The 23,662-nt window shown below is 60.7% G+C and carries 17 protein-coding genes; 12 read left to right on the plus strand and 5 right to left on the minus strand.

Annotation, left to right across the window (positions count from 1 at the left end):
• Positions 1 to 430: 430 nt before the first annotated feature.
• From fadB to EQV97_RS25405, 6 genes are all read left to right on the plus strand, one after another.
• Positions 431 to 2,578 (plus strand): fatty acid oxidation complex subunit alpha FadB, encoded by a 2,148-nt coding sequence (fadB, locus tag EQV97_RS25380; RefSeq protein WP_045062410.1) that lies wholly within the window; start codon positions 431 to 433, stop codon positions 2,576 to 2,578.
• A gap of 32 nt (positions 2,579 to 2,610) precedes the next feature.
• Positions 2,611 to 3,786 (plus strand): acetyl-CoA C-acyltransferase FadA, encoded by a 1,176-nt coding sequence (fadA, locus tag EQV97_RS25385; RefSeq protein WP_045062413.1) that lies wholly within the window; start codon positions 2,611 to 2,613, stop codon positions 3,784 to 3,786.
• 99 nt (positions 3,787 to 3,885) lie between these two features.
• A complete protein-coding gene (locus EQV97_RS25390) occupies positions 3,886 to 4,122 on the plus strand; it encodes a DUF1653 domain-containing protein (protein ID WP_240890283.1) in 237 nt (78 codons plus the stop codon).
• 114 nt (positions 4,123 to 4,236) lie between these two features.
• On the plus strand, positions 4,237 to 6,867 hold the full coding sequence (topA, locus tag EQV97_RS25395) for a type I DNA topoisomerase (protein WP_122838161.1): 2,631 nt from the start codon (positions 4,237 to 4,239) through the stop codon (positions 6,865 to 6,867).
• A gap of 178 nt (positions 6,868 to 7,045) precedes the next feature.
• Complete coding sequence (locus EQV97_RS25400) at positions 7,046 to 7,570, plus strand: DUF6586 family protein (RefSeq protein WP_122838162.1); 525 nt, start codon at positions 7,046 to 7,048, stop codon at positions 7,568 to 7,570.
• Between the two features lie 106 nt (positions 7,571 to 7,676).
• Complete coding sequence (locus tag EQV97_RS25405; protein WP_045062423.1) at positions 7,677 to 7,910, plus strand: hypothetical protein; 234 nt, start codon at positions 7,677 to 7,679, stop codon at positions 7,908 to 7,910.
• Between the two features lie 94 nt (positions 7,911 to 8,004).
• Here EQV97_RS25405 and sulA read toward each other — a convergent pair whose 3' ends face one another.
• A complete protein-coding gene (gene sulA, locus EQV97_RS25410; protein ID WP_045062425.1) occupies positions 8,005 to 8,478 on the minus strand; it encodes an SOS-induced cell division inhibitor SulA in 474 nt (157 codons plus the stop codon).
• A 10-nt stretch (positions 8,479 to 8,488) separates the two neighbouring features.
• Positions 8,489 to 9,100: a transcriptional repressor LexA gene (gene lexA, locus EQV97_RS25415; protein ID WP_122838163.1), complete on the minus strand. Its 612-nt coding sequence runs from the start codon at positions 9,098 to 9,100 to the stop codon at positions 8,489 to 8,491.
• A 229-nt stretch (positions 9,101 to 9,329) separates the two neighbouring features.
• Between lexA and EQV97_RS25420 the strand changes: the two genes are divergently transcribed.
• The 3 genes from EQV97_RS25420 (at position 9,330) to EQV97_RS25430 (ending at position 11,956) form a co-directional block, all read left to right on the plus strand.
• Positions 9,330 to 10,037: a TetR/AcrR family transcriptional regulator gene (locus EQV97_RS25420; RefSeq protein WP_008037709.1), complete on the plus strand. Its 708-nt coding sequence runs from the start codon at positions 9,330 to 9,332 to the stop codon at positions 10,035 to 10,037.
• A 158-nt stretch (positions 10,038 to 10,195) separates the two neighbouring features.
• Positions 10,196 to 11,206 carry a beta-N-acetylhexosaminidase gene (nagZ, locus tag EQV97_RS25425; RefSeq protein WP_240890284.1) on the plus strand — a complete coding sequence of 337 codons (1,011 nt, stop codon included), beginning with the start codon at positions 10,196 to 10,198 and terminating at the stop codon, positions 11,204 to 11,206.
• Positions 11,207 to 11,218: 12 nt separating this feature from the next.
• Positions 11,219 to 11,956 carry an S-methyl-5'-thioinosine phosphorylase gene (locus EQV97_RS25430; RefSeq protein ID WP_122838165.1) on the plus strand — a complete coding sequence of 246 codons (738 nt, stop codon included), beginning with the start codon at positions 11,219 to 11,221 and terminating at the stop codon, positions 11,954 to 11,956.
• A gap of 181 nt (positions 11,957 to 12,137) precedes the next feature.
• Here EQV97_RS25430 and EQV97_RS25435 read toward each other — a convergent pair whose 3' ends face one another.
• Genes EQV97_RS25435 through mfd form a run of 3 tightly spaced genes read right to left on the minus strand, consistent with a single transcriptional unit; the run spans position 12,138 to position 18,869 of the window.
• Positions 12,138 to 14,831, minus strand: a complete 2,694-nt coding sequence (locus tag EQV97_RS25435) for a DEAD/DEAH box helicase (RefSeq protein ID WP_122838166.1) — start codon at positions 14,829 to 14,831, stop codon at positions 12,138 to 12,140.
• Between the two features lie 11 nt (positions 14,832 to 14,842).
• The gene (locus tag EQV97_RS25440) at positions 14,843 to 15,409 is read right to left on the minus strand and encodes a CsiV family protein (RefSeq protein WP_122838167.1); all 567 of its coding nucleotides are present in this window, start codon (positions 15,407 to 15,409) and stop codon (positions 14,843 to 14,845) included.
• A 10-nt stretch (positions 15,410 to 15,419) separates the two neighbouring features.
• Entirely contained in the window at positions 15,420 to 18,869 is a 3,450-nt protein-coding gene (gene mfd / locus EQV97_RS25445; protein WP_122838168.1) for a transcription-repair coupling factor, read from the minus strand.
• 363 nt (positions 18,870 to 19,232) lie between these two features.
• Between mfd and EQV97_RS25450 the strand changes: the two genes are divergently transcribed.
• The 3 genes from EQV97_RS25450 (at position 19,233) to EQV97_RS25460 (ending at position 23,662) form a co-directional block, all read left to right on the plus strand.
• Positions 19,233 to 20,696, plus strand: a complete 1,464-nt coding sequence (locus tag EQV97_RS25450; RefSeq protein ID WP_045062443.1) for a glyceraldehyde-3-phosphate dehydrogenase — start codon at positions 19,233 to 19,235, stop codon at positions 20,694 to 20,696.
• 519 nt (positions 20,697 to 21,215) lie between these two features.
• A complete protein-coding gene (locus tag EQV97_RS25455) occupies positions 21,216 to 22,421 on the plus strand; it encodes a hypothetical protein (protein WP_225570615.1) in 1,206 nt (401 codons plus the stop codon).
• Entirely contained in the window at positions 22,418 to 23,662 is a 1,245-nt protein-coding gene (locus tag EQV97_RS25460) for a hypothetical protein (RefSeq protein WP_122838170.1), read from the plus strand. The genes EQV97_RS25455 and EQV97_RS25460 overlap by 4 nt, the downstream gene beginning before the upstream one ends.

Consider the following 23,662-nt stretch of genomic DNA (forward strand, 5'->3'; position numbering starts at 1 on the left):
TGTGGGCTGATCTTACGCTTGGCATTCGTCTAAGCGTTGATAAATTTTCCTCCAGGTCCCCGCCAGCGTAGCCTCTTAAACGGAAGCTGCCGCGAATTAGGGCGACTTTTCTAACTATTGATTCTATGAATGGCCACACATGCACCCGCGTGTTGAAGATCTTCGCGTAACGGAAATGACCGCAAAGTCGCATTTGCGCCCGTATTTTGGGCGATTGACAATTGCCTGAAATTCCGTGAAGGTGACGTACCCAAATCAAACGGGCGTATGAATTGAGCGTTTGCATTGCGCATCGCTCCTACGAATCCCGACTATCGCGTTGGCGGGTGTGCCGGGTGGATTGGCGTAGCATCGACGAATAACGTCCTGCCAAGCCATTCGCCTGCGTCCGACGTGTACTGTTCAGCTTCCATATCGTGGAGATCAGTTGATGATTTACGAAGGTAAAGCCATCACGGTTACGGCTCTTGAAAGTGGCATCGTCGAATTGAAATTCGACCTCAAGGGTGAGTCCGTCAACAAGTTCAACCGTCTAACCCTGAACGAACTGCGTCAGGCCGTAGACACCATCAAGGCAGATGCTTCGATCAAGGGTGTGATCGTCAGCAGCGGCAAGGACGTTTTCATCGTCGGCGCCGACATCACCGAATTCGTCGAGAACTTCAAGCTGCCCGATGCAGAGCTTGTTGCAGGCAACCTCGAAGCCAACAAGATATTCAGCGATTTCGAAGACCTCAACGTCCCGACTGTCGCCGCGATCAACGGCATCGCCCTGGGTGGCGGTCTGGAAATGTGCCTGGCGGCGGACTACCGCGTCATGTCCACTTCGGCCAAGATTGGTCTGCCGGAAGTCAAGCTGGGCATCTACCCGGGCTTCGGCGGTACCGTGCGCCTGCCGCGCCTGATCGGTGCCGACAACGCTATCGAATGGATTGCCGCCGGCAAGGAAAACCGTGCTGAAGACGCGCTGAAAGTTGGCGCTGTAGACGCAGTGGTAGCTCCTGAGAAACTCCAGGAAGCGGCCCTTGAACTGATCAAGCGCGCCATTTCCGGTGAGTTTGACTACAAGGCCAAGCGCCAGCCGAAACTGGAAAAGCTCAAGCTGAACGCGATCGAACAAATGATGGCCTTCGAAACCGCCAAAGGTTTCGTGGCCGGTCAGGCTGGCCCGAACTACCCGGCGCCGGTTGAAGCGATCAAGACCATCCAGAAAGCCGCGAACTTCGGTCGCGACAAGGCTCTGGAAGTCGAAGCGGCAGGTTTTGTGAAACTGGCCAAGACCTCTGCTGCGCAGAGCTTGATCGGTCTGTTCCTGAACGATCAGGAACTGAAGAAAAAGGCCAAGGCCTACGACGAAATCGCTCGCGACGTGAAGCAGGCTGCTGTATTGGGCGCCGGCATCATGGGCGGCGGCATCGCTTATCAGTCGGCTTCCAAAGGTACGCCGATCCTGATGAAGGACATCAACGAGCACGGTATCGAGCAGGGCCTGGCTGAAGCCGCCAAGCTGCTGGTTGGCCGCGTTGATAAAGGCCGCATGACGGCTGCGAAAATGGCCGAAGTGCTTAACGGCATTCGTCCAACCCTGTCCTACGGCGACTTCGGTCACGTGGACCTGGTGGTCGAAGCCGTGGTCGAGAACCCGAAAGTCAAGCAGGCCGTACTGGCCGAAGTGGAAGACAAGGTCAAAGAGGACACCATCCTCGCGTCCAACACCTCGACCATTTCCATCACCTTGCTGGCCAAGGCCCTCAAGCGTCCGGAAAACTTCGTCGGCATGCACTTCTTCAACCCGGTGCACATGATGCCGCTGGTGGAAGTGATCCGTGGCGAGAAGTCCAGCGAGCTGGCTGTTGCCACCACCGTTGCCTACGCCAAGAAAATGGGCAAGAACCCGATCGTGGTCAACGACTGCCCGGGCTTCCTGGTCAACCGCGTGCTGTTCCCGTACTTCGGCGGTTTCGCCAAGCTGGTCAGCGCTGGTGTGGACTTCGTGCGCATCGACAAGGTCATGGAAAAATTCGGCTGGCCAATGGGCCCGGCGTACCTGATGGACGTGGTCGGCATCGACACCGGTCACCACGGTCGTGACGTGATGGCTGAAGGCTTCCCGGATCGCATGAAAGACGACCGTCGTTCGGCGATCGACGTGCTCTACGAAGCCAAGCGCCTGGGCCAGAAGAACGGCAAGGGCTTCTACGCCTACGAGACCGACAAGAAGGGCAAGCAGAAGAAAGTGGCCGACCCGTCGGTGCTGGAAGTGCTCAAGCCGATCGTTTACGAGCAGCGCGAAGTCACTGACGAAGACATCATCAACTGGATGATGATCCCGTTGTGCCTGGAAACCGTGCGTTGCCTGGAAGACGGCATTGTCGAAACCGCCGCCGAAGCCGACATGGGTCTGGTCTACGGTATTGGTTTCCCTCCATTCCGTGGCGGCGCGCTGCGCTACATCGATTCGATCGGTGTTGCCGAGTTCGTTGCCCTGGCTGACCAGTACGCTGATTTGGGCGCGCTGTACCACCCGACCGCAAAACTGCGTGAAATGGCCAAGACTGGCCAGCGGTTCTTCGGTTAAGCGTCCCAACACTTGAGCGAGAGTGAAATTTTATGAGCTTGAATCCAAGAGACGTCGTGATTGTCGACTTCGGTCGTACGCCGATGGGCCGCTCCAAGGGCGGCATGCACCGCAACACCCGTGCCGAAGACATGTCGGCGCACCTGATCAGCAAACTGCTGGAACGCAACGTCAAGGTTGATCCTAACGAAGTCGAAGACGTGATCTGGGGCTGCGTCAACCAGACCCTGGAGCAGGGCTGGAACATCGCCCGCATGGCGTCCCTGATGACGCAGATCCCGCACACCGCTGCCGGCCAGACCGTCAGCCGCCTGTGTGGCTCCTCGATGAGCGCGCTGCACACTGCGGCGCAAGCGATCATGACCGGCAACGGTGACGTATTCGTGGTTGGCGGCGTCGAGCATATGGGTCACGTGAGCATGATGCACGGTGTCGATCCGAACCCGCACATGTCGCTGTACGCGGCGAAAGCCTCGGGCATGATGGGCCTGACCGCGGAAATGCTCGGCAAGATGCACGGCATTACTCGCGAACAGCAGGACGCCTTTGGCGTGCGTTCCCACCAGCTCGCTCACAAGGCGACGGTGGAAGGCAAGTTCAAGGACGAGATCATCCCGATGCAGGGCTACGACGAGAACGGTTTCCTGAAACTGTTCGACTACGACGAAACCATTCGTCCGGAAACCACCCTGGAAAGCCTGGCGGCGTTGAAGCCAGCGTTTAACCCCAAGGGCGGCACCGTGACAGCCGGTACTTCGTCGCAGATCACCGATGGTGCCTCGTGCATGATCGTGATGTCGGCGCAACGTGCACAGGACCTGGGCATCCAGCCGCTGGCGGTGATCCGCTCGATGGCAGTGGCAGGTGTGGACCCGGCGATCATGGGCTATGGTCCAGTACCGGCCACCCAGAAAGCACTTAAACGTGCGGGCCTTGGCATCAACGATATCGACTTCTTCGAGCTCAACGAAGCTTTCGCCGCACAGGCCCTGCCAGTGCTGAAAGATCTGAAAGTGCTCGACAAGATGAACGAGAAGGTTAACCTGCACGGCGGCGCGATCGCCTTGGGTCACCCGTTCGGTTGCTCCGGAGCGCGTATCTCCGGCACTCTGCTGAACGTGATGAAGCAAAATGGCGGCAGCCTCGGGGTTGCCACCATGTGCATTGGTCTCGGCCAAGGCATCTCCACCGTCTTCGAACGCGTTTAAGCGTTACGTTGATGGAAGCCGGGGCCAAGTGCCCCGGTTTTTGTTTTTCTGAAATTTTTTTTATTTTTATTTTGAAAAGATTTGTGCGAGGGCCAAACCATGCCGTTACTACCTGGGCTCTACCAACATTACAAAGGTCCGCAGTACCGCGTATTCAGCATTGCGCGACATTCGGAAACAGAAGAAGAAGTGGTCTTCTACCAAGCCCTGTATGGTGATTACGGCTTTTGGGTGCGTCCCTTGAGCATGTTCCTGGAGTCGGTCGAGGTTGACGGCGAACAGGTGCCACGCTTTGCTTTGGTGCAGGCCGAACCGAGTGTTTTTTCGAAGGCATAAGCGGAGTGCGCGCCGAACCCTGCGCTTGACCTCATCTTGTAGCCACTATATATAGCGGTGCCGCGTCAGGCGCCAACCGCCTTTCACTTCTAGAATTCAGGAATTTTCTGATCCATGGGCAAATCGCTGGTCATTGTGGAATCCCCGGCTAAGGCCAAGACCATCAACAAGTATCTGGGTAACCAATACGTGGTGAAGTCGAGTATCGGCCATATCCGAGACCTGCCCACCAGCGGTTCGGCTAGCGCCAGCAAAGAGCCGGCCGCCAAGCGCGGCAAGGCCGCTGCGGGCGAAGGCCCGGTGCTCACGCCGAAAGAGAAGTCGCGCAAGCAACTGGTCTCCCGCATGGGCGTCGATCCCGATAACGGCTGGAAAGCCAAGTACGAGATCCTCCCGGGCAAGGAAAAGGTCATCGAAGAGCTGCGCCGGCTCGCCAAGGATGCTGACACCATCTATCTCGCAACCGACTTGGATAGAGAGGGGGAAGCCATTGCCTGGCACCTGCGCGAAGCCATCGGTGGCGACGACAGCCGCTACAAGCGCGTGGTGTTCAACGAAATCACCAAGAAGGCGATTCAGGAAGCCTTCTCCAAGCCCGGCGAGCTGGACATCGACCGCGTCAATGCCCAGCAGGCGCGTCGCTTCCTCGACCGCGTGGTGGGTTACATGGTGTCGCCGCTGCTGTGGGCCAAGATCGCCCGTGGCCTCTCTGCCGGTCGCGTGCAATCGGTTGCCGTGAAGCTGGTGGTGGATCGCGAGCGCGAAATTCGTGCGTTCAACCCTGAAGAATACTGGGAAATCCACGCCGACCTCGGCACCGCCAAGGGCGCCACCGTGCGCTTTGACGTTGCCCGCGAGAAAGGCGAGGCCTTCAAGCCGCTTAACGAAACCCAGGCCATGGCCGCGCTGGAGAAGCTCAAGGCTTCCAGCTACAGCATCGTCAAGCGTGAAGACAAGCCGACCAGCAGCAAGCCGTCTGCGCCCTTCATCACGTCCACCCTGCAGCAGGCCGCGAGTAACCGCCTGGGCTTCGGCGTGAAGAAAACCATGATGATGGCCCAGCGTCTGTATGAAGCCGGCTACATCACGTATATGCGTACCGACTCCACCAACCTCTCGGCTGATGCCGTGACCATGGCGCGCAGCTACATCGAGACCGAGTTCGGCAAGAAGTACCTGCCCGAAAACCCGAACGTCTACAGCAGCAAGGAAGGCGCACAGGAGGCTCACGAAGCGATTCGTCCTTCTGACGCCAATACCGAGCCAAGCAAGCTGTCGGGCATGGAGCGTGATGCAGAGCGCCTCTACGAGCTGATCTGGCGCCAGTTCCTGGCGTGCCAGATGCTGCCGGCGCAATACCTGTCGACCACCGTTACCGTGGGCGCGGGTGATTTCGAGTTGCGCGCCAAGGGCCGTATCCTCAAGTTCGACGGTTACACCCGCGTCATGCCGCAGATCGTCAAGCCTGGCGATGACGATGTACTGCCGGACATGGCCCAGGGCGACTCGATGAAGCTGATCAAGCTTGATCCGACCCAGCACTTCACCAAGCCGCCTGCGCGTTACTCGGAAGCGAGCCTGGTCAAGGAAATGGAAAAACGCGGCATCGGTCGTCCTTCGACTTACGCCGCGATCATTTCGACCATCCAGGACCGCGGCTACGTTGCACTGCACAACCGCCGGTTCTATTCGGAAAAAATGGGCGACATCGTCACCGAGCGCCTGTCCGAGAGCTTCCCGAACCTGATGGACTACGGCTTCACGGCCGGCATGGAAGAGAACCTCGATGACGTGGCCAAGAGCGAGCGCGACTGGAAAAGTGTGCTGGACGAGTTCTACGGCGACTTCAAGAAGAAACTCGAAGTAGCTGAAAGCGCCGAAGGTGGCATGCGCGCCAACCAGCCGGTGATGACGGACATCCCGTGCGTGGTGTGCGGTCGTCCGATGCAGATTCGTACGGCATCGACCGGCGTGTTCCTCGGTTGCTCCGGCTACAGCCTGCCACCGAAAGAACGCTGCAAGGCCACCGTCAACCTGGTGCCGGGCGATGAAATTGCCGCAGACGACGAGGGCGAGTCCGAATCCCTGGTGCTGCGCGGCAAGCATCGCTGCCCGATCTGCAGCACGGCGATGGACGCCTACCTGCTGGACGAGAAGCGCAAGTTGCACATCTGCGGTAATAATCCGGACTGCGACGGCTACGAGATCGAAGAAGGCAGTTATCGCATCAAGGGCTACGAAGGTCCGAGCCTGGAATGCGACAAGTGCGGCAGCGAGATGCAACTCAAGACCGGCCGTTTCGGCAAGTTCTTCGGCTGCACCAACGCGACCTGCAAGAACACCCGCAAGCTGCTCAAAAGCGGTGATGCGGCGCCGCCGAAGATGGACCCGGTGAAGATGCCCGAGCTCAAGTGCGAGAAGGTCAACGACACCTACATCCTGCGCGACGGTGCTTCCGGGTTGTTCCTGGCCGCCAGCCAGTTCCCGAAAAACCGTGAGACTCGTGCGCCCCTGGTGATGGAGATCATTCCGCACAAGGACGAGATCGATCCGAAGTACCACTTCCTCTGCGAAGCACCGAAGAAGGACCCGGATGGCTTGCCGGCAGTGATTCGTTACAGCCGCAAGACCAAGGAGCAGTACGTGCAGACAGAAGTCGACGGCAAGCCGACTGGCTGGAAGGCGTACTACGACGGCGGCAAGTGGACGGTAGAAGACAAGCGCCCGGCGAAAGCCAAGGCTTGATTCGGCGCTGATGTAAAAAACCGCATGAAACCCGAGGGGCGTCATGCGGTTTTTTTTGCAGGCAAGATCGCAGCCTTCGGACGATCTTTTGATTTTGATTTACTTGCCGCAGGCCAGGTGTATCCACGACACTGTCCGACCTGCATGAAGCAATTATTTCGTTGTGGAGGCTGCCGTCATGGCCCACGAACTCTATACCCGCACCAACCAGAAGATTTATTTCGCCGGCCTGTCGCTCGAAGCGCTGGGCAAAGCCGAAGAGGGGCGGGCGATGAACTCCCTCGCGTTGATCCAGGCGGGGCGTGAATCGGCGCTGTTTCATCTGTACGGCGCGCTGCTGGGCCTGTGCCATGAGATCGCCGGCTTCTACCGTCTGCCGCAGGCCAACGCCCCGCGCGCAGAGATGCTGCTGACGCGCGAAGTGCTCGAAGCCATCGCTATTCCGGAAATGGCCGAGATGGTCGAGCTGGCGCAAAACCCGGAAACCTGGCTGGCGAAGTTGCTGGCCGCGTACTCGGCGCTGTTCCAGCCACCGCGTGCTCCACACAAGCCCAAGGGTGACGTGACCCAGCCGCTGATCCAGGCGATCAACCTGGACGAAGAGCAGGCGCCTCAGGAGCTCAGCCGCGAAGAGCTGGAGAGCTGGCGGCAGAACCTCAAAGGCTTGGCCATTCGTTTTCGTGAAGGCTTGAACGAGTGCTGATGGCTGGGGATTCAGCGGTGCTGCCAATGGCGCTGCTGGTCAAGATCCCGAGCGAAGCATGGCCGATGCCTATATAATCCCCGCCTTTCGTGGAGAACAGACTTATATGCCAACGTCGTTTCTGGAAATTGTCGAGTTGCCTGACGGCCGTATCGAGCTGCGCAGGGCTGAGGACGAGGGTTCTCTGGTGACTTTGGATTTTTCCGAAGATGCCAAAGCGTTCCTGCAAGGCCAGCACGTGGAAGTCGCCAAGGCGATGTTGAGCGTCGGCGTGCAGATGGCCGGTCGCATGGTTGAAGGCGAATTAGAGCAGGAAGAGGGGTCGCGGGTTCTTCATTGATCCCCGCCCGTCGGTTTCTGCAGTCACCGCTACGGTTCGGCTTCTCTGTCCTTTGAGAAGCCCCGCGCATGATCCTTGCGCGCAGCAGGTTCGCTTAGCCCAGTCGAATATTCAGACTTTGTGCGTCCCCGATCCGGGCGGCGCTGATCAACTGTTGCCGTTGGGTTGAACCCAGCGGATTGAGCCAGCTCACAACCGTGTGGCTGCGGCCCAGTCGAAGTGCTTCGCACGTCAGCTGCTGAGCGCTCTGGGTGCCCCGTGGTTGCAGCAGCAGGATGCGCTCGCGGTTGAGGCCGGCGTCCCGCAACCAGGCCTGGGTCAGGCTGGCGGGCGGGGCGATCAGGGTGAGCCAGCGGGCGTCCTGGTCCTGGCTCAGTTCCCTGAGGATCGGGGCGAGAAGGTTGAGGCAATTCCCGGCTGCACCACGCAGTGACAGTTCGCTGAAGACTTCCGGTTCGGCGCTCCACGGCGATTCGACCACGTCTTTGAGGATGGGCGCCAACGGCTGCACCATGAACGCCTCGAACAACGGCAGTTGGGCTTGCTGTGATGTGTGCGGGAATTGCATAAAGCCTCCTTTAGCGGCGAATGACGCCGACACTCAAGCCTTCGATCACCAGTTCCTGATCTTTCAGGTTGACTTCGATAGGGGCGAACTCAGGGTTTTCAGCCAGCAACCAGACTTTGCTGCCATCACGCTTGAAGCGTTTGACGGTCACTTCATCGCCGATCCGCGCAACCACGATCTGGCCATTACGGGCTTCGCGAGTGGTATGAACCGCCAGCAGGTCGCCGTCGAAAATGCCGACGTCCTTCATGCTCATGCCATGGACACGCAGCAGGTAGTCGGCGCGTGGATGAAAGAAGGTCGGGTTGATGTTGCAGGATTCCTCGATGTGCTGCTGGGCCAGGATCGGCGCACCGGCAGCCACACGGCCAATGATTGGCAGGGTGGAATCGTCGGCGGCCTTGGCTTCAAAGCCCGGAATACGGATGCCGCGGGACGCGCCCGGGGTCATTTCGATTGCACCTTTGCGGGCCAGGGCCTTGAGGTGTTCTTCCGCCGCGTTCGGCGATTTGAAGCCCAGTTCCTGGGCGATTTCCGCACGGGTCGGCGGGTAGCCGTTGTCTTCGAGGCAGCGTTTGATGAAGGCCAGAATCTCTGCTTGGCGTGGCGTCAGCTTTAGCATATTGATCGCTCTGTCTTTTTATACAGTGACTGGGATTATATACAGTGGAACGGTCTTGGCAATGCCCGTTTTTTCACCCGCCGCTGGACGGTCGATCCGGGCCCTGATTGAAGCTTTGCAGTTGTATGGTTAAATAGCTGACCGACCATTCCCAAAACGAACCGCCAGGCTTGACAAGACAGGGTCTGAAACGTATGTTTCAAACAAGTGTTTGTCAGGCGGAGTAGCCATGGCCCAGTCGGAAACCGTTGAACGCATTCTCGATGCTGCCGAGCAATTGTTCGCGGAAAAAGGTTTCGCCGAAACCTCGTTGCGCCTGATCACCAGCAAGGCCGGGGTCAACCTGGCGGCGGTGAACTATCACTTCGGCTCGAAGAAAGCCCTGATCCAGGCGGTGTTCTCGCGCTTCCTCGGGCCGTTCTGCCTGAGCCTCGATAAAGAGCTGGAACGTCGCCAGGCCAAGCCGGAAAACAAGCCGACGCTGGAAGAGCTGCTGGAGATCCTGGTTGAGCAGGCCCTGGTCGTGCAGCCGCGCAGCGGTAACGACCTGTCCATTTTCATGCGCCTGCTGGGTTTGGCGTTCAGCCAGAGCCAGGGCCATTTGCGTCGTTACCTGGAAGACATGTACGGCAAGGTGTTTCGCCGCTACATGATGCTGGTCAACGAGGCTGCCCCGCGTATTCCGCCGATCGAGTTGTTCTGGCGCGTGCACTTCATGCTCGGTGCCGCTGCGTTCAGCATGTCGGGGATCAAGGCGCTGCGGGCGATTGCCGAGACCGATTTCGGCGTCAACACGTCGATCGAGCAGGTCATGCGCCTGATGGTGCCTTTCCTGGCCGCCGGCATGCGCGCCGAAACCGGCGTGACAGACTCCGCCATGGCCACCGCGCAGTTGCGTCCACGCAGTAAATCGACACAGGTTGCCGCCAAGGTTTAACCGCGTACGGGTGGGCGCGGCAGCTGACATCCGCTAAGCTAGCCGCCCATGCCGACTCTCGTTCTGAACCCGCTCCCCATTGCACTCGTCGACCTGCCTGGCCTCGCCCAGGTTGGCGAATTTGCACGCGCCGGGTTTTTCGTTATCAAGGAATCTCTATGACTGCTGGCCTGCAAGGCTCGTTGATGGTGGACGTCGCCGGTACCTGGCTGACGGCTGAAGATCGCCAGTTGCTGCGTCAACCGGAAGTGGGCGGGCTGATCATTTTCGCCCGCAACATCGAACACCCACGCCAGGTGCGTGAATTGAGCGCGGCGATTCGCGCGGTGCGTCCCGACCTGTTGCTGGCAGTCGACCAGGAAGGCGGGCGGGTGCAACGGCTGCGCCAGGGCTTCGTGCGCCTGCCGGCCATGCGCGCCATTGCCGATAACCCGAATGCCGAATACCTGGCGGAGCAATGTGGCTGGATCATGGCCACTGAAGTGCTGGCTGTGGGTCTGGACCTGAGTTTCGCCCCGGTGCTGGACCTCGATTACCAGCGCAGCGCCGTTGTCGGCACCCGTTCGTTCGAAGGTGATCCGCAACGCGCCGCCTTGCTCGCCGGCGCGTTCATTCGCGGCATGAACAGTGCCGGCATGGCTGCCACCGGCAAGCACTTCCCCGGGCATGGCTGGGCCGAAGCAGATTCCCATGTGGCCATCCCCAACGATGAGCGCAGCCTTGACGAAATCCGCGCCAACGACCTGGTGCCGTTTGCCCGGTTGAGCAAGCAGCTGGCGGCAGTGATGCCGGCCCATGTCATCTACCCGCAAGTCGACGCCCAGCCGGCCGGCTTCTCCCGCCGCTGGTTGCAGGACATCCTGCGCGGCGAGCTGCAATTTGACGGTGTGATCTTCAGTGATGACCTGTCCATGGCCGGTGCCCATGTGGTCGGCGATGCCGCCAGCCGGATCGAAGCGGCGCTGACGGCCGGTTGCGACATGGGCCTGGTGTGCAACGACCGCGCAGCGGCAGAGCTTGCCCTGTCGGCGGCGCAGCGCCTGAAAGTCACCCCTTCGCAGCGCATTGCGCGGATGCGTGGGCAAGCCTTCGCCGGTACCGAATACCGTCAGCAGCCGCGCTGGCTGGCGGCCATCGGCGCGCTCAAAGAAGCTCAACTGATTGAATAAGGATTCAACGTTATGACGGTTTACGCGATCATCGGTGGCACCGGCCTGACCCAGCTCGAAGGCCTGAACATTCGTCAGTCCCTGGCCGTGGACACGCCTTACGGCGCGCCGTCGGCCGAGGTGCAGATTGGCGAATACGCCGGCAAGGAAGTGCTGTTCCTCGCCCGTCACGGCCATCCACACCGTTTCCCGCCGCATCAGGTGAATTACCGCGCCAACCTCTGGGCCCTGAAGCAGGCCGGCGCCGAGGCGATCCTGGCGGTCAATGCCGTCGGCGGTATCCACAGCGCGATGGGCACCGGGCATTTCTGTGTGCCGCACCAGCTGATCGACTACACCAGCGGGCGTCAGCACACGTTCTTTGCCGATGACCTGGAACAGGTGACCCACATTGATTTCAGCTACCCGTACAGCGAGCCGTTGCGCCAGCAATTGATCGCAGCGCTGGCGGCAGAGGGTGTCGAGTACAGCAGCCAGGGCGTGTATGCCTGCACCCAGGGACCGCGCCTGGAAACGGTTGCCGAAATTACCCGGCTGGAGCGTGATGGCTGCGACATCGTCGGCATGACCGGCATGCCTGAAGCGGCGCTGGCGCGGGAGCTGGAGCTGGATTACGCCTGCCTGGCGCTGGTGGTGAACCCGGCGGCGGGCAAGTCGACGGCGATCATCACCATGGCCGAGATCGAGCAGGCTTTGCATGACGGGATGGGGAAGGTGAAATCGACTCTGGCGCGGGTGCTTAAGGGCTAATCAGTTTTGGGGTCGGGGTGAGCCCATCGCGGGCAAGCCCGCTCCCACAGGAAATGTGTGGTAGCTCCACAGTGGTGGGGCTTGCACATACTTCTTGTGGGAGCCCCGCATTGCCGGGCCAACAACAATCTCTGTGGGAGCGGGCTTGCCCGCGATGACGGCCTGACAGACACCACTGTGCTCAGCGCTTTTCCAGTTTGTCCGGCAACGGCGCAAACAGCGCCTCGATATCATCACTCTGCAACTTCCAGTCCCCGGCACTGCGCCCATCCAGCACGCCCGCCGCCAGGTCGGATTTTTCCTTTTGCAGGTGCTGGATTTTCTCCTCCACCGTGCCCCGGGCAATCATCTTGTAGACGAACACCGGTTTTTCCTGGCCGATGCGGTAGGCCCTGTCAGTTGCCTGGTTTTCCGTCGCCGGGTTCCACCACGGGTCATAGTGAATCACCGTGTCCGCTTCGGTCAGGTTCAGGCCCACGCCGCCGGCCTTCAAGCTGATCAGAAAGATCTGCCGCTTGCCGCTCTGGAAGTCTTTCACCGGCGCCCGGCGGTCGCGGGTCTGGCCCGTCAGCAAGGCATATTCCACGCCGCGCTTCTTCAGCTCGACCTCGATCAATGCCAGCATCGAGGTGAACTGCGAGAACAACAGAATCCGCCGGCCCTCTTCGAACAGTTCTTCCAGCATTTCCATCAGGCTGTCGAGTTTGCCTGAGGTGCTGCCGCGCGTCGGCGGGGCGGCATCGCTGACCAGGCGCAAGTCGCAACACACCTGGCGCAGCTTCAGCAGCGCTTCAAGAATGATGATCTGGCTGCGGGCCACGCCTTTGCGGGTGATCTCGTCGCGCACTTTCTTGTCCATGGCCAGGCGCATGGTTTCGTACACGTCGCGCTGGGCTTCGTTGAGTTCGACCCAGTGAATGATTTCGGTCTTCGGCGGTAACTCTGTCGCCACCTGCTCCTTGGTGCGGCGCAGCAGAAAGGGTTTGATCCGCCCGTTCAGGTGCTGCAGCCGGACTTCGCTGGCGCGCTTTTCAATGGGCACGCGGTAATCGCGATTGAAGCTCTTCACGTCGCCCAGCCAACCGGGCAGCAGGAAGTGAAACAGCGACCACAACTCCCCCAGGTGATTCTCCAATGGCGTGCCACTCAGGCACAGGCGCTGGCGCGCGTTCAGTTCGCGGGCCGCCTGGGCGGCTTTGCTGTTGGGGTTCTTGATGTACTGCGCCTCATCCAGCACCAGTACGTGCAAAGGTTGCGCCGCCAGGTGCTCGAGGTCTTTGGGCAGCAGTGCATAGGTGGTCAGGATCAGGTCGTAGTCGCCAAGGTGGGCGAAATGTTTTTTGCGGCTGGCACCGTACAGCGCCAACACCTTGAGCTGCGGGGTGAAGTGCGCCGCTTCGTCGAGCCAGTTGGGGATCAGGCTGGTGGGCATTACCACCATGCACGGGCGATCGAGGCGCCCGGCGTTCTTCTCGCTGAGCACGTGTGCCAGGGTCTGCAGGGTTTTTCCCAGGCCCATGTCATCGGCGAGAATGCCGCCGACTTCCAGCTGGCGCAGCGACTGCATCCAGCTCAAGCCTTCCAGCTGATACGGGCGCAGGGTGGCGTTGAGGCCGTCGGGCGCGGTCGCAGTAAAGTCCTTGATGTCGCGCAGGCGCTGGGCAAACGTGCGGATCTGCTCGCCGCCTTCCCAGAGCAGTGGCATGTCTTCCAGCGGGTTGAGACGTGTGGCATCGGCCTTGCTCAGGCGCAGCGTGGTTTCGCCGGGCTCCTGCAGGTAGAACTCGCCGAGGGTCGCCAGCACCGGTTTCAACCGGCCCAGGGGCAGGGCGACTTGCAGCGGGCCGTACTCGGAGTTGGGCCGATTGGGAATGTTGACCAGGATCAGCTCGTCGTCCCGACGCCGTGCCAGGCGTTCCGGGTTGAGGATTTCGGTGTGCGAGCGCATCAGGTTCAACAGGATCGGCAGCAGGCTCAGGCGCTCGCCATTGACGATGATGCCCAGCTCCAGGTCGAACCAGTCGCGTTCCGGTGCCTGTTCTACGGTGGCGTACCAGTCGTCCACGGCCGTCAGGTCGAAGCCGAATTCCTCGTCGATCTGCAACTCCCAACCCTGGGTGCGCAGCTTCGGCAGTTCATTGAGGGTGAAGGTCAGCCAGGCGCTGTCGTTGACCATTTCGAACAGCTCGCCCGCGCTTTCCGGCAGGGCCTTGCTTTGGCGGGTGGCGATCTTGAAGCCGAGGATTCGCAGGTGCTCCCGGTAGGACTGTTCCACTTCCGGTTGACGCTTGATCCGCAGTGTCTGGGTCTCCTGGCGGATGAGAATGTCGGCGTTTTTTTGACCCGAGACGTATTCGTCCAGATAGCTGAACGACAGCGCGGCGCGATGCTGGATGTAGCGCTGCATCTTGCCGTTGCGCGGCTCGAATGCACTGAATTCGATACTCGCCAACCACAGGCGCGGCACCGGCTGGACATTCTCCACCAGCACCTGAGGCACGCTTTTGGGGTTGCGGTTTTCCAGCACGGCCGAGAGTTTTTCCAGCAGTTCGGCGTCTTTGGCGGCGGCTGGATAGTCGAGGGTTTCCTGCACCTGCAGCAGCACCGCAGCGCAATGCTTGCAGTTGTTGCGCACCGGACAACTGCAGGTGGCATCGACCATCAGCAGGGTGGACTTGGCCGACTCGCGCAGGCGAATGGTCTGGCGGTAGACGTTGCCACCAGAGCCTTCGCACGCGGCAACGATCGTGGCGTCGCCCACTTCGACGATCCTGACGCGGTTCTCCAGGGCGTAGCGCCGGCCACGCTCCAGGCTCTGTTCCTTGAATCGGCTGACCCAGGACGGTGCCAGGGGTTTGCTCAGGGTCGTGGACATAAGGACTTCAATCAGTCCGGAATTTCATCGGGGACTGGCCGAGGTGCGGGGGCGGTCAACGAAGTGATTTTGATCAGCAGGCCCAGGTGGCCGTTGTCGAGGAAATTCAGCTGGCCGTTCTTGGTGTGGCTTTCCTGCTTGAGTCGCTCGCTGGAGGTGACCAGGCCATTGGCGTCGATCTGGTTGACCCAGAAGTCGGCGTCGACGTCGGTGAAGCGCCCCAGTTTCAGGCTCAGGGTGCCCTCGATCGGGAACTGGCCGAACTGTTCCGCGCCGTCGCTGATCGCGAACTTGCTGGCTTGTTCGCCCAGGGTCTGTTGCCAGGCCTTGTGCAGCAGCACTGTGTATTCATTGCTGGCCGTGAGTTTTTCCACCTCGCGAGTCAGGCTCGGCGTGCGCAGGCTTTGCGGGCTCACGCGTTGCGCGCCGGCTGCCCAGTCTTCCGGTGCGGCACGGCTGACGATGGCAGGCACCGCGTTTTGCCGCACCAGCACCATTTCAACTTGATACATATCGTCGGCAAACACCGAGGGGGCGACCAGGGTCATCAGCAAGGTCAGTGAGCAAAACAGGCGCATGCGGCGTCCTTCAAGCAGTTTTCGGGATGAGGCGCTCAAGCAGCGCCTCTACAGTATTAAAGCGCTCTTCTGCGCGCTCCATCGGCACCATGAATTTGAACACCGTGGCACCTTCGAATTTGTAGCGTTTGGGTTGTCCCTGGATCAGCTTGATCAGCGTCAGCGGGTCGACCGGTGTTTGCGCCGCGAACTCAATACGACCCCCTTGCGGCCCGCCGTCGACTTTCTTGATGCCGAGCAGTTCGGCCTGCAGTTTCAGGGCCGTGATGCGCATCAGGTTCTTGGTGGGTTCCGGCAGCAGGCCAAAGCGGTCGATCATCTCCACCTGCAGATCCTTGAGGCCGTCTTCGTCGGTGGCTGAAGCGATGCGCTTGTAGAGGATCAGTCGGGCGTGCACGTCCGGCAGATAATCTTCAGGGATCAGCGCCGGTACCCGCAGATTGACTTCAGGACCGCCACCCAGGGGTTGGTCGAGGTTCGGTTGTTCGCCCTTGCGGATCGACTTCACCGCGCGTTCGAGCATCTCCATGTACAGGGTGAAACCCACGGCCTGGATCTGCCCGCTCTGACCGTCGCCCAGCAGCTCGCCGGCGCCGCGGATTTCCAGGTCGTTGGTGGCGAGCACAAAGCCCGCGCCAAGGTCCTGGGTATTGGCGATCGCTTCCAGGCGCTTTTCCGCATCGGCGGTAATCTGCTGGCGCGGTGGCGTGAGCAGGTAGGCGTAGGCCTGGTGGTGACTGCGTCCGACCCGGCCGCGCAGCTGGTGCAGCTGTGCCAGGCCGAACTTGTCGGCGCGCTCGATGATGATGGTGTTGGCGCTTGGCACGTCGATGCCGGTCTCGATGATGGTCGAGGCGATCAGCACGTTGAAGCGCTTGTGGTAGAAGTCGCTCATCACCTGTTCGAGTTCGCGCTCGCGCATCTGCCCGTGGCCGATGCCGATGCGTGCTTCCGGCACCAGTTCGGCGAGGTCGGCGGCACATTTCTCGATGGTCTTCACGTCGTTGTGCAGGTAGTAAACCTGGCCGCCGCGCAGCAACTCACGCAGCAGGGCCTCCTTGACCGTGCTCTTGTTCTGCTCCATGACGAACGTGCGCACGGACAGGCGACGCGCCGGCGGCGTGGCGATGATCGACAGGTCGCGCATGCCCGACACCGCCATGTTCAGCGTGCGCGGAATCGGCGTGGCGGTCAGGGTCAGGATGTCGACTTCGCTGCGTAGCGCCTTGAGTTGTTCCTTCTGGCGTACGCCAAAGCGGTGTTCTTCGTCGATGATCACCAGGCCCAGGTTCTTGATCTTGACGTCGTCGGACAGCAGCTTGTGGGTGCCGATGACGATGTCGATCTTGCCTTCGGCGAGGTCGGCGATGGCCGCATTCACTTCCTTGGGCGACTTGAAGCGGCTCATCACTTCCACGCTCACGGGCCAGTCGGCGAAGCGGTCGCGGAAGCTGTTGTAGTGCTGCTGGGCGAGCAGGGTGGTCGGCACCAGGATGGCCACCTGACGCCCGCCATGCACCGCGATGAAGGCGGCGCGCATGGCCACTTCGGTCTTGCCGAAACCCACATCGCCGCACACCAGGCGGTCCATCGGCTTGGGCGCGAGCATGTCGGCGCGCACGGCGTCGATGGTGGTTTGCTGGTCCGGGGTTTCCTCGAACGGGAAGCCGGCGCTGAAGGTGGCGTAGTCGGCTTTCGGGTCTTCGAAGGCATAACCTTCCCGTGCAGCTCGACGGGCATAGATGTCGAGCAGTTCGGCGGCCACATCGCGCACCTGCTCGGCGGCCTTGCGCTTGGCTTTCTGCCAGGTCTCGGAGCCGAGGCGGTGCAGCGGCGCCAGGGCGTCGTCGCTGCCGGTGTAACGGGCAATCAGGTGCAGGTTGGCCACGGGCACGTAGAGCTTGGCGCCTTCGGCGTATTGCAGGGTCAGGAACTCAGCGGCCTGGTCGTCGATTTCCAGGGTCGCCAGCCCCAGATAACGCCCCACACCGTGATCGATGTGCACCACCGGCGCGCCTTCGCGCAGCTCGGTGAGGTTCTTGATGACGGCGTCGTTGTTCGCGTCGGCGCGTTTCTCCCGACGGCGGCGCTGCATCACGCGCTGGCCGAACAGCGGGCTTTCCGCCACCAGTGCCAGGGCTGGGTCATCGAGCACCAGGCCTTCGTCCAGCGGCGCGATGGTGATCGCCAGGCGCTCTTTGCCCGCCACAAAGTCTGGCCAGCTGTCGACGGTTTTCGGTCGCAGCTTCAGGCGTTCGAGCAGTTCCAGCAGCACTTCGCGACGGCCTGCGGACTCGGCGGTAAACAGCACGCGCCCGGGAAACTCGTCGAGGAAGCCGGCCAGCGCCGCCAGTGGCTGGGTGGCCTTGGCTTCGATGGCCAGGTTGGGCAGTTCGCGGGCCGGGAAACGCTCGCGCCCAGCGCCGGTTTCGACATCCTGTTGGCTGGCCACCACGCGCGGCCAGTTTTTCAGGCGGGCGAAGCAGTCTTCCACCGGCAGGAACAGCTCCGCGGGTGGCAATAGAGGCCGGGCCGGATCGACGCGGCGTTCTTCATAGCGGTTGCGCACGTCGTTCCAGAAGTTTTCCGCCGCCTGTTCAATGCCTGGCAGGGAGAACACCTGGGTGTCCTGGGGCAGGTAGTCGAACAGGGTCGAGGTTTCATCGAAAAACAGCGGCAGGTAGTACTCAATGCCGGCGGGGGTAATCCCGCTGCTCAAGTCCTGGAAAATCGGGCAGCGCCGGAAGTCGACGTCGAAGCGTTCGCGAAAGCGTGCCTTGAAGCGCGTGACCGCATCTTTTTGCAGCGGGAACTCCCGCGCAGGCAGCAGGCGCACGGTGTCGACCTTGTCGATGGAGCGCTGGTTCTCCGGGTCGAAGGTGCGCAAGGTCTCGATTTCGTCATCGAACAGATCGATACGGAAAGGCAGCTTGCTGCCCATCGGGAACAGGTCGATCAGCGAGCCGCGCACGGTGAATTCGCCATGCTCGTACACGGTATCGACGTAGCGATAGCCACTGGCCTCGAGCCGGGTGCGCATCTGCTCGACGTCGAGCTTCTGGCCGACGTCCAGCACCAGGCTGCTGCCGAGCAGGAACTTGGTCGGCGCCAGGCGGTGCAGGGCGGTCGTGATCGGTACCACCAGCACGCCATGGCTCAGCTCTGGCAGCCGGTACAAGGCAGCGATGCGCTGGGAGATGATGTCCTGGTGCGGCGAAAACAGGTCGTACGGCAAGGTTTCCCAGTCCGGGAAATGCAGTACGGGCAAATCCGGGGCGAAGAAACCCAGCTCCTGTTCCAGCCGCTCGGCACTTTGGCTGTCGGCAGTGAGCAGCAGGGTAAAGCGCTTGGCAGCGCTGGCGGCCTCGGCAATGGCCAGGCTCAGGGCGGCACCGGGCAGGTTGCCCCAGTGCTGTTTACCTGCCGCGGCAGGGAGAAGCGGTAGACGCAGAACGGGCACGGAAGGTTGAGCTCCAAGCGTTGCGACAAAGTCGGTAATTGTAGCGGGCCCGGGTGCCGCCTGTCAGTGGCAGACTGTGTCTATTACGCAGGTTTGGCGAAATGTAGTGGTAAAGACAAAATCGGCGGTTTTTTTAGGGAAAATTACCGAATATGTAGTGGCAAAACGGACCAGTGTTACGGATGGTTACGGACAAGGCAGCGCTGTCTGCAAAAAAATGACAGCGCTGGAAGCCCCGTGTTTACTGGGCTGCAGCGTGACGTATTTTTTTCTGACGGAATTTTGTTACGGATGGTACGACAAGCGCGCATTGCTACGAGAGGCACTCGGCGGCATAATGTAGCCCCTTTTTTCTGCCCCTACATGTGGAAGGTTCCCGTGACTCAGAAGCCCGACCAGTGTCTTGGTGAATGGATCGACCGTGAAGCACTCGCAGAAGCGATGATTCCGCTTATCGGTCAGCTCTACCGCAATAACAACGTGGTGAGCTCGATCTATGGCCGCAGCCTGATCAATCGTTCAGTCATTGCGATTCTCAAAGCCCACCGCTTTGCTCGTCATCGCCAGTCCGATGACAGCGAATTGTCCGTCCACGAAACATTCCCTCTGCTCAAGGCGATGAGCGAGCTCAAGCTCGGCGCCGCTTCGGTAGACCTGGGCAAGCTTGCGGTCAAGTTCAAGACCGAAGGCAATGGCCGCACTGCCGAGCAGTTCGTCCGTGAAGAACTGGCTGACGTCGTTGGTCAGCAGAACGCCGCGGCTCGCAAGGGCACCGACGTAGTCCTGTACGGTTTCGGTCGTATCGGCCGCCTGCTGGCGCGCATCCTGATCGAGAAAACCGGTGGTGGCGACGGCCTGCGCCTGCGCGCCATCGTGGTCCGCAAGGGCGCCGAGAACGACCTGGTCAAGCGCGCAAGCCTGCTGCGTCGTGACTCGGTTCATGGTCCGTTCGATGGCACCATCACCATTGATGAAGCCAACAACACCATTACGGCCAACGGCAACCTGATCCAGGTTATCTACGCGAAAAACCCGACTGAGGTGGACTACACCCAGTACGGCATCAAAGACGCGCTGCTGGTGGACAACACCGGTGTATGGCGTGACGCCGATGGCCTGGGCCAGCACCTGGCGTGCCCGGGTGTCGACCGCGTTGTTCTGACCGCGCCTGGCAAAGGCAAGCTGAAGAACATCGTGCACGGCATCAACCACGGCGATATCACCGCTGACGACAAGATCGTTTCTGCCGCTTCGTGCACCACCAACGCCATCGTGCCGGTGCTCAAGGCTGTGAACGACAAGTTCGGCATCGTTAATGGTCACGTTGAAACCGTTCACTCGTACACCAACGACCAGAACCTGATCGACAACTTCCACAAAGGCGATCGCCGTGGCCGTAGTGCTGCGCTGAACATGGTCATCACCGAGACCGGTGCCGCTACCGCTGCTGCCAAGGCCCTGCCTGAGCTGGCCGGCAAGCTGACCGGTAACGCGATCCGCGTTCCGACGCCTAACGTGTCGATGGCCATTCTCAACCTGAACCTTGAGAAAGCCACCACCCGCGAAGAGATCAACGAGTACCTGCGCCAGATGGCCATGCACTCGGATCTGCATAAGCAAATCGACTACGTCAACTCGCAGGAAGTGGTTTCCACCGACTTCGTTGGCTCGCGCCACGCAGGCGTAGTGGACGCTGAAGCGACCATCACCCAGGATAACCGCGTTGTACTGTACGTTTGGTACGACAACGAATTCGGTTACAGCTGCCAGGTGGTTCGCGTGATGGAAGACATGGCCGGTGTAAACCCGCCAGCATTCCCGCGCTAAGCTTCACAAGTAACTAAAAACGCCCCGACCCTTGGTCGGGGCGTTTTTATTTGTATCTTGCTTATAACTTTTTAGACTTTTTTCCCGGGAGTTAAGCGTTGTCCATGTTGTTGTCTCGAAAGTTACAGGCATAAACTTCCAGCAAAAATAAGCAGTTGCCGATTATTTGAGGTGCGGGTGGGTTTAATGGATCCAACTTAAAATACGTTGGCGAATTGGCGCCATTTAATTGTTCCGTCCAAATACTTGACACTGTCACTTACTGAAACTAGTGTCGCCTGTGACGGCCCGCTCTGCCTTGGGCTTCGTCGGGTATATTGCTTCTGTGTCCGGTTACAACTCTCCAAAAAGACAGGAATCTCATTCCTGCTCACATCACTATAAATCTAATTAAAACTGTTCCGGCTTAGTTGCCGTGCAGCGCCCTGTTTCGTATTGCTCACCCTGCCGAAAGTGTTTTGCGGTCACGGCATGTTATTGCCTGGCTTTTACGCGGTTGGTCTATCGGGAGAGTCGAACATGGCGGAAGAACGATCGAAGTTGTTGTCGCTGTTACCGCGCCTGGTGGGGTTGGGAGTCCTGGGTTTTGTCGTCTGGTTACTGATGTCGACACTGCTGATGCCCCTGGTGTCGGCCTCTGCCACCCGGGCGATTTTGAATGCGCCGGTGATCCTGCTCACTACGCCCATTGATGGTGTGGTCAGTGCGTTGGACGTCAAACCCGGTGCGACCTTTGTCCAGGGCCAGAAAATCGCCGTGGTGGAAAACCCCCGGGCGAATCAGGAAACCTTGCTGACCCTGCAAACGCGCCGGCTCACCCTGGAACAGCAGATATCTTCCTCGGCCAGCCAGGCCGAACATGATCAGCAGTATTACGAGGCACTGGAAAAAACCAGCCAGCAGTACCAGACCGCTTTTCATACCCGGCAACTCTTTACCCAAAGGGCGCTGCGGGCCGAAAACAGTGCCGCCAGTGCGCGTTTGATGGACGCCCAGGAAACGGTCGAGCGCAACCTGGAGTTGTTCGTGCAAGGGGCGGTGAGTGGCGCGGTGGTGGCCTCGTCGAAAGCGCAGCTGGCGTCCTTGCAAGGTGCGGCCGAGTCGGTGCGCTCGCAGTTGCGGATCAACGACGGCGACGTCAGTGCGGCCAACAAGCAGGTGTATCTCGACCCGGATCAACTGCGCATGTTCGACCTGACGGCGCAGATGACCACGCTCAAGCTCAGCCTGGAAAATCAGGCGCGCAATCGGGCGACCTATCAACAGGAGCTCGACAACCTCAACCGTCTGATCGATGCCGAGCAGAACCGGGTCAAGCTGATGGCCGGGTACGATGTCGTGGCCTATTCGCCGGGTACTGTCCAGGAACTGCTGGCGCCCCAGGGCACGCTGGTGCAGGCCGGTTCGACCCTGCTGCGCGCCACCGATTGCGGGCAGAGCTATGTGATTGCGGTGTTCCCGGAGCGCATGGCCAGCAAGATCGATCGTGACAGTGTGTTGACCGTGAAAATCCGCGGCCTTGCCGAGCCGCTCAAGGCCAGCGTGGTGCAGTTGTTATCCAGCGCTTCGGACATTCGCGCCAACTCCTACAGCGTGCCGTTCCCCTACGCCGAGCAGAACTCGGTGTATGTGGTCGGCACCTTTGCCGCCGACCTCACCGATAGCCAGCGCGCCATGACCTGCAACCCCGGGCTATGGGCCAGTGCCGAGGTGTCGCGACCATGAACGGCCTCTTGCGCGGGGTGGTCAGCGTGATACTCATGGGCACTGGCGCGTCCTCATTGGCGGCGGCCGCCAGGCCACAACTGGCGACAATGACCTGCGCCGCGCTCGATCGCGCGGTGGCCACGCAGCCGGCGGGCCCGGTGCTGGTGGCCAGTTACCCGGCGCTGAATGGTGAGCCGGCGCCGATCCTGGCGTTGCGCGGGGTGGCGTTCACTTACGACAACGCCTTGGCGAGCATTGCCTTGTTCGCCTGTGGCAAGGCCGGGTCGGCGCGACGCATCGCCGATGCTCTGGTCTTTGCAACCAACCACGATCCCGAATATCACGATGGCCGTTTGCGCAACGCTTACGCTGCTGGCCCCGTGGGTGCGCCGCCGATGAAGCTGCCCGGCTACTGGAGCACCGAACGCAACGCTTGGAACCAGGACGCCTATCAAGTCAGCAGCGCAACCGGTAACCAGGCCTGGGCGGCGCTGGCGTTGCTTGAGGCTTTTCGCCAAAGCGGCGAGGGCGCTTACCTGGAAGCGGCAAGAAAAGTCCTGCGCTGGTCGCAGGACAAGACCTACGACGCCCAGGCACCGGCGGGCTTCAGTGGGGGCTACTACGGGTACTTCAATCAGCAGATCCAGCAGAACTGGAAGTCTACCGAGCATAACGTCGACCTGGCGGCTGCGTGGGCGGCGCTCAATGCGCTGGCTCCGGATCAAGGCACAGCGCGGCAGGCGCAGATCGCCCGGCAGTTTGTCGCCAGCCAGTGGGACGCCACGGAAGGGCGCTTTCTGATCGGCACCGGGGCGGATGGCCAGACCTCGGACCGAGTGCGCTCCGGGCTGGACGCGCAAATCTGGCCGTTGATTGCCTTGCACGACCCGCCCGGGGATTGGCGTCGGGTGTTCGCTTTTGTCGATCGCGCGCACCGGTCCGGTGACGGCTACGGCTTCAATCGCGACCCCGATGGTTTGTGGACCGAAGGCACCGCGCAAGCCGCTGCGGTCGCGCAGTTAAACGGCCTGAGTGACAAAGCGAAGCCGCTGTGGAGTGTTTTGCTGGCCCAGGAAGCCGGCAATGGCTGGCTGTACGCGACCCCGGCACCGCGCATCAGTACCGGGCTGGCCATAGGCCCGGACTCGGTGACCAACGATTTTTTCTATTACCACCTGCCTCACCTGGGCGCCACGGCGTGGGCGGCGATTGCGGCCACCGGCGTCAATCCCTTTACCGGTTCGCTAGAGGCTGACTGA

Source organism: Pseudomonas sp. TMW22090 (assembly GCF_022496665.1).
Classification (GTDB): Bacteria; Pseudomonadota; Gammaproteobacteria; order Pseudomonadales; family Pseudomonadaceae; genus Aquipseudomonas; species Aquipseudomonas gregormendelii.

What these genes read in the sequence shown, in the direction of transcription:
- topA (WP_122838161.1), top strand. Translation starts at nt 4,237, where the DNA reads ATGGGCAAATCGCTGGTCATTGTGGAATCCCCGGCTAAGGCCAAGACC.
- EQV97_RS25430 (WP_122838165.1), top strand. Translation starts at nt 11,219, where the DNA reads ATGACGGTTTACGCGATCATCGGTGGCACCGGCCTGACCCAGCTCGAA.
- EQV97_RS25440 (WP_122838167.1), bottom strand. Translation starts at nt 15,409, where the DNA reads ATGCGCCTGTTTTGCTCACTGACCTTGCTGATGACCCTGGTCGCCCCC.
- fadA (WP_045062413.1), top strand. Translation starts at nt 2,611, where the DNA reads ATGAGCTTGAATCCAAGAGACGTCGTGATTGTCGACTTCGGTCGTACG.
- EQV97_RS25400 (WP_122838162.1), top strand. Translation starts at nt 7,046, where the DNA reads ATGGCCCACGAACTCTATACCCGCACCAACCAGAAGATTTATTTCGCC.
- fadB (WP_045062410.1), top strand. Translation starts at nt 431, where the DNA reads ATGATTTACGAAGGTAAAGCCATCACGGTTACGGCTCTTGAAAGTGGC.
- lexA (WP_122838163.1), bottom strand. Translation starts at nt 9,100, where the DNA reads ATGCTAAAGCTGACGCCACGCCAAGCAGAGATTCTGGCCTTCATCAAA.
- EQV97_RS25405 (WP_045062423.1), top strand. Translation starts at nt 7,677, where the DNA reads ATGCCAACGTCGTTTCTGGAAATTGTCGAGTTGCCTGACGGCCGTATC.
- EQV97_RS25460 (WP_122838170.1), top strand. Translation starts at nt 22,418, where the DNA reads ATGAACGGCCTCTTGCGCGGGGTGGTCAGCGTGATACTCATGGGCACT.
- EQV97_RS25390 (WP_240890283.1), top strand. Translation starts at nt 3,886, where the DNA reads ATGCCGTTACTACCTGGGCTCTACCAACATTACAAAGGTCCGCAGTAC.
- EQV97_RS25435 (WP_122838166.1), bottom strand. Translation starts at nt 14,831, where the DNA reads ATGTCCACGACCCTGAGCAAACCCCTGGCACCGTCCTGGGTCAGCCGA.
- EQV97_RS25450 (WP_045062443.1), top strand. Translation starts at nt 19,233, where the DNA reads ATGTGGAAGGTTCCCGTGACTCAGAAGCCCGACCAGTGTCTTGGTGAA.
- sulA (WP_045062425.1), bottom strand. Translation starts at nt 8,478, where the DNA reads ATGCAATTCCCGCACACATCACAGCAAGCCCAACTGCCGTTGTTCGAG.
- nagZ (WP_240890284.1), top strand. Translation starts at nt 10,196, where the DNA reads ATGACTGCTGGCCTGCAAGGCTCGTTGATGGTGGACGTCGCCGGTACC.
- EQV97_RS25420 (WP_008037709.1), top strand. Translation starts at nt 9,330, where the DNA reads ATGGCCCAGTCGGAAACCGTTGAACGCATTCTCGATGCTGCCGAGCAA.
- EQV97_RS25455 (WP_225570615.1), top strand. Translation starts at nt 21,216, where the DNA reads ATGGCGGAAGAACGATCGAAGTTGTTGTCGCTGTTACCGCGCCTGGTG.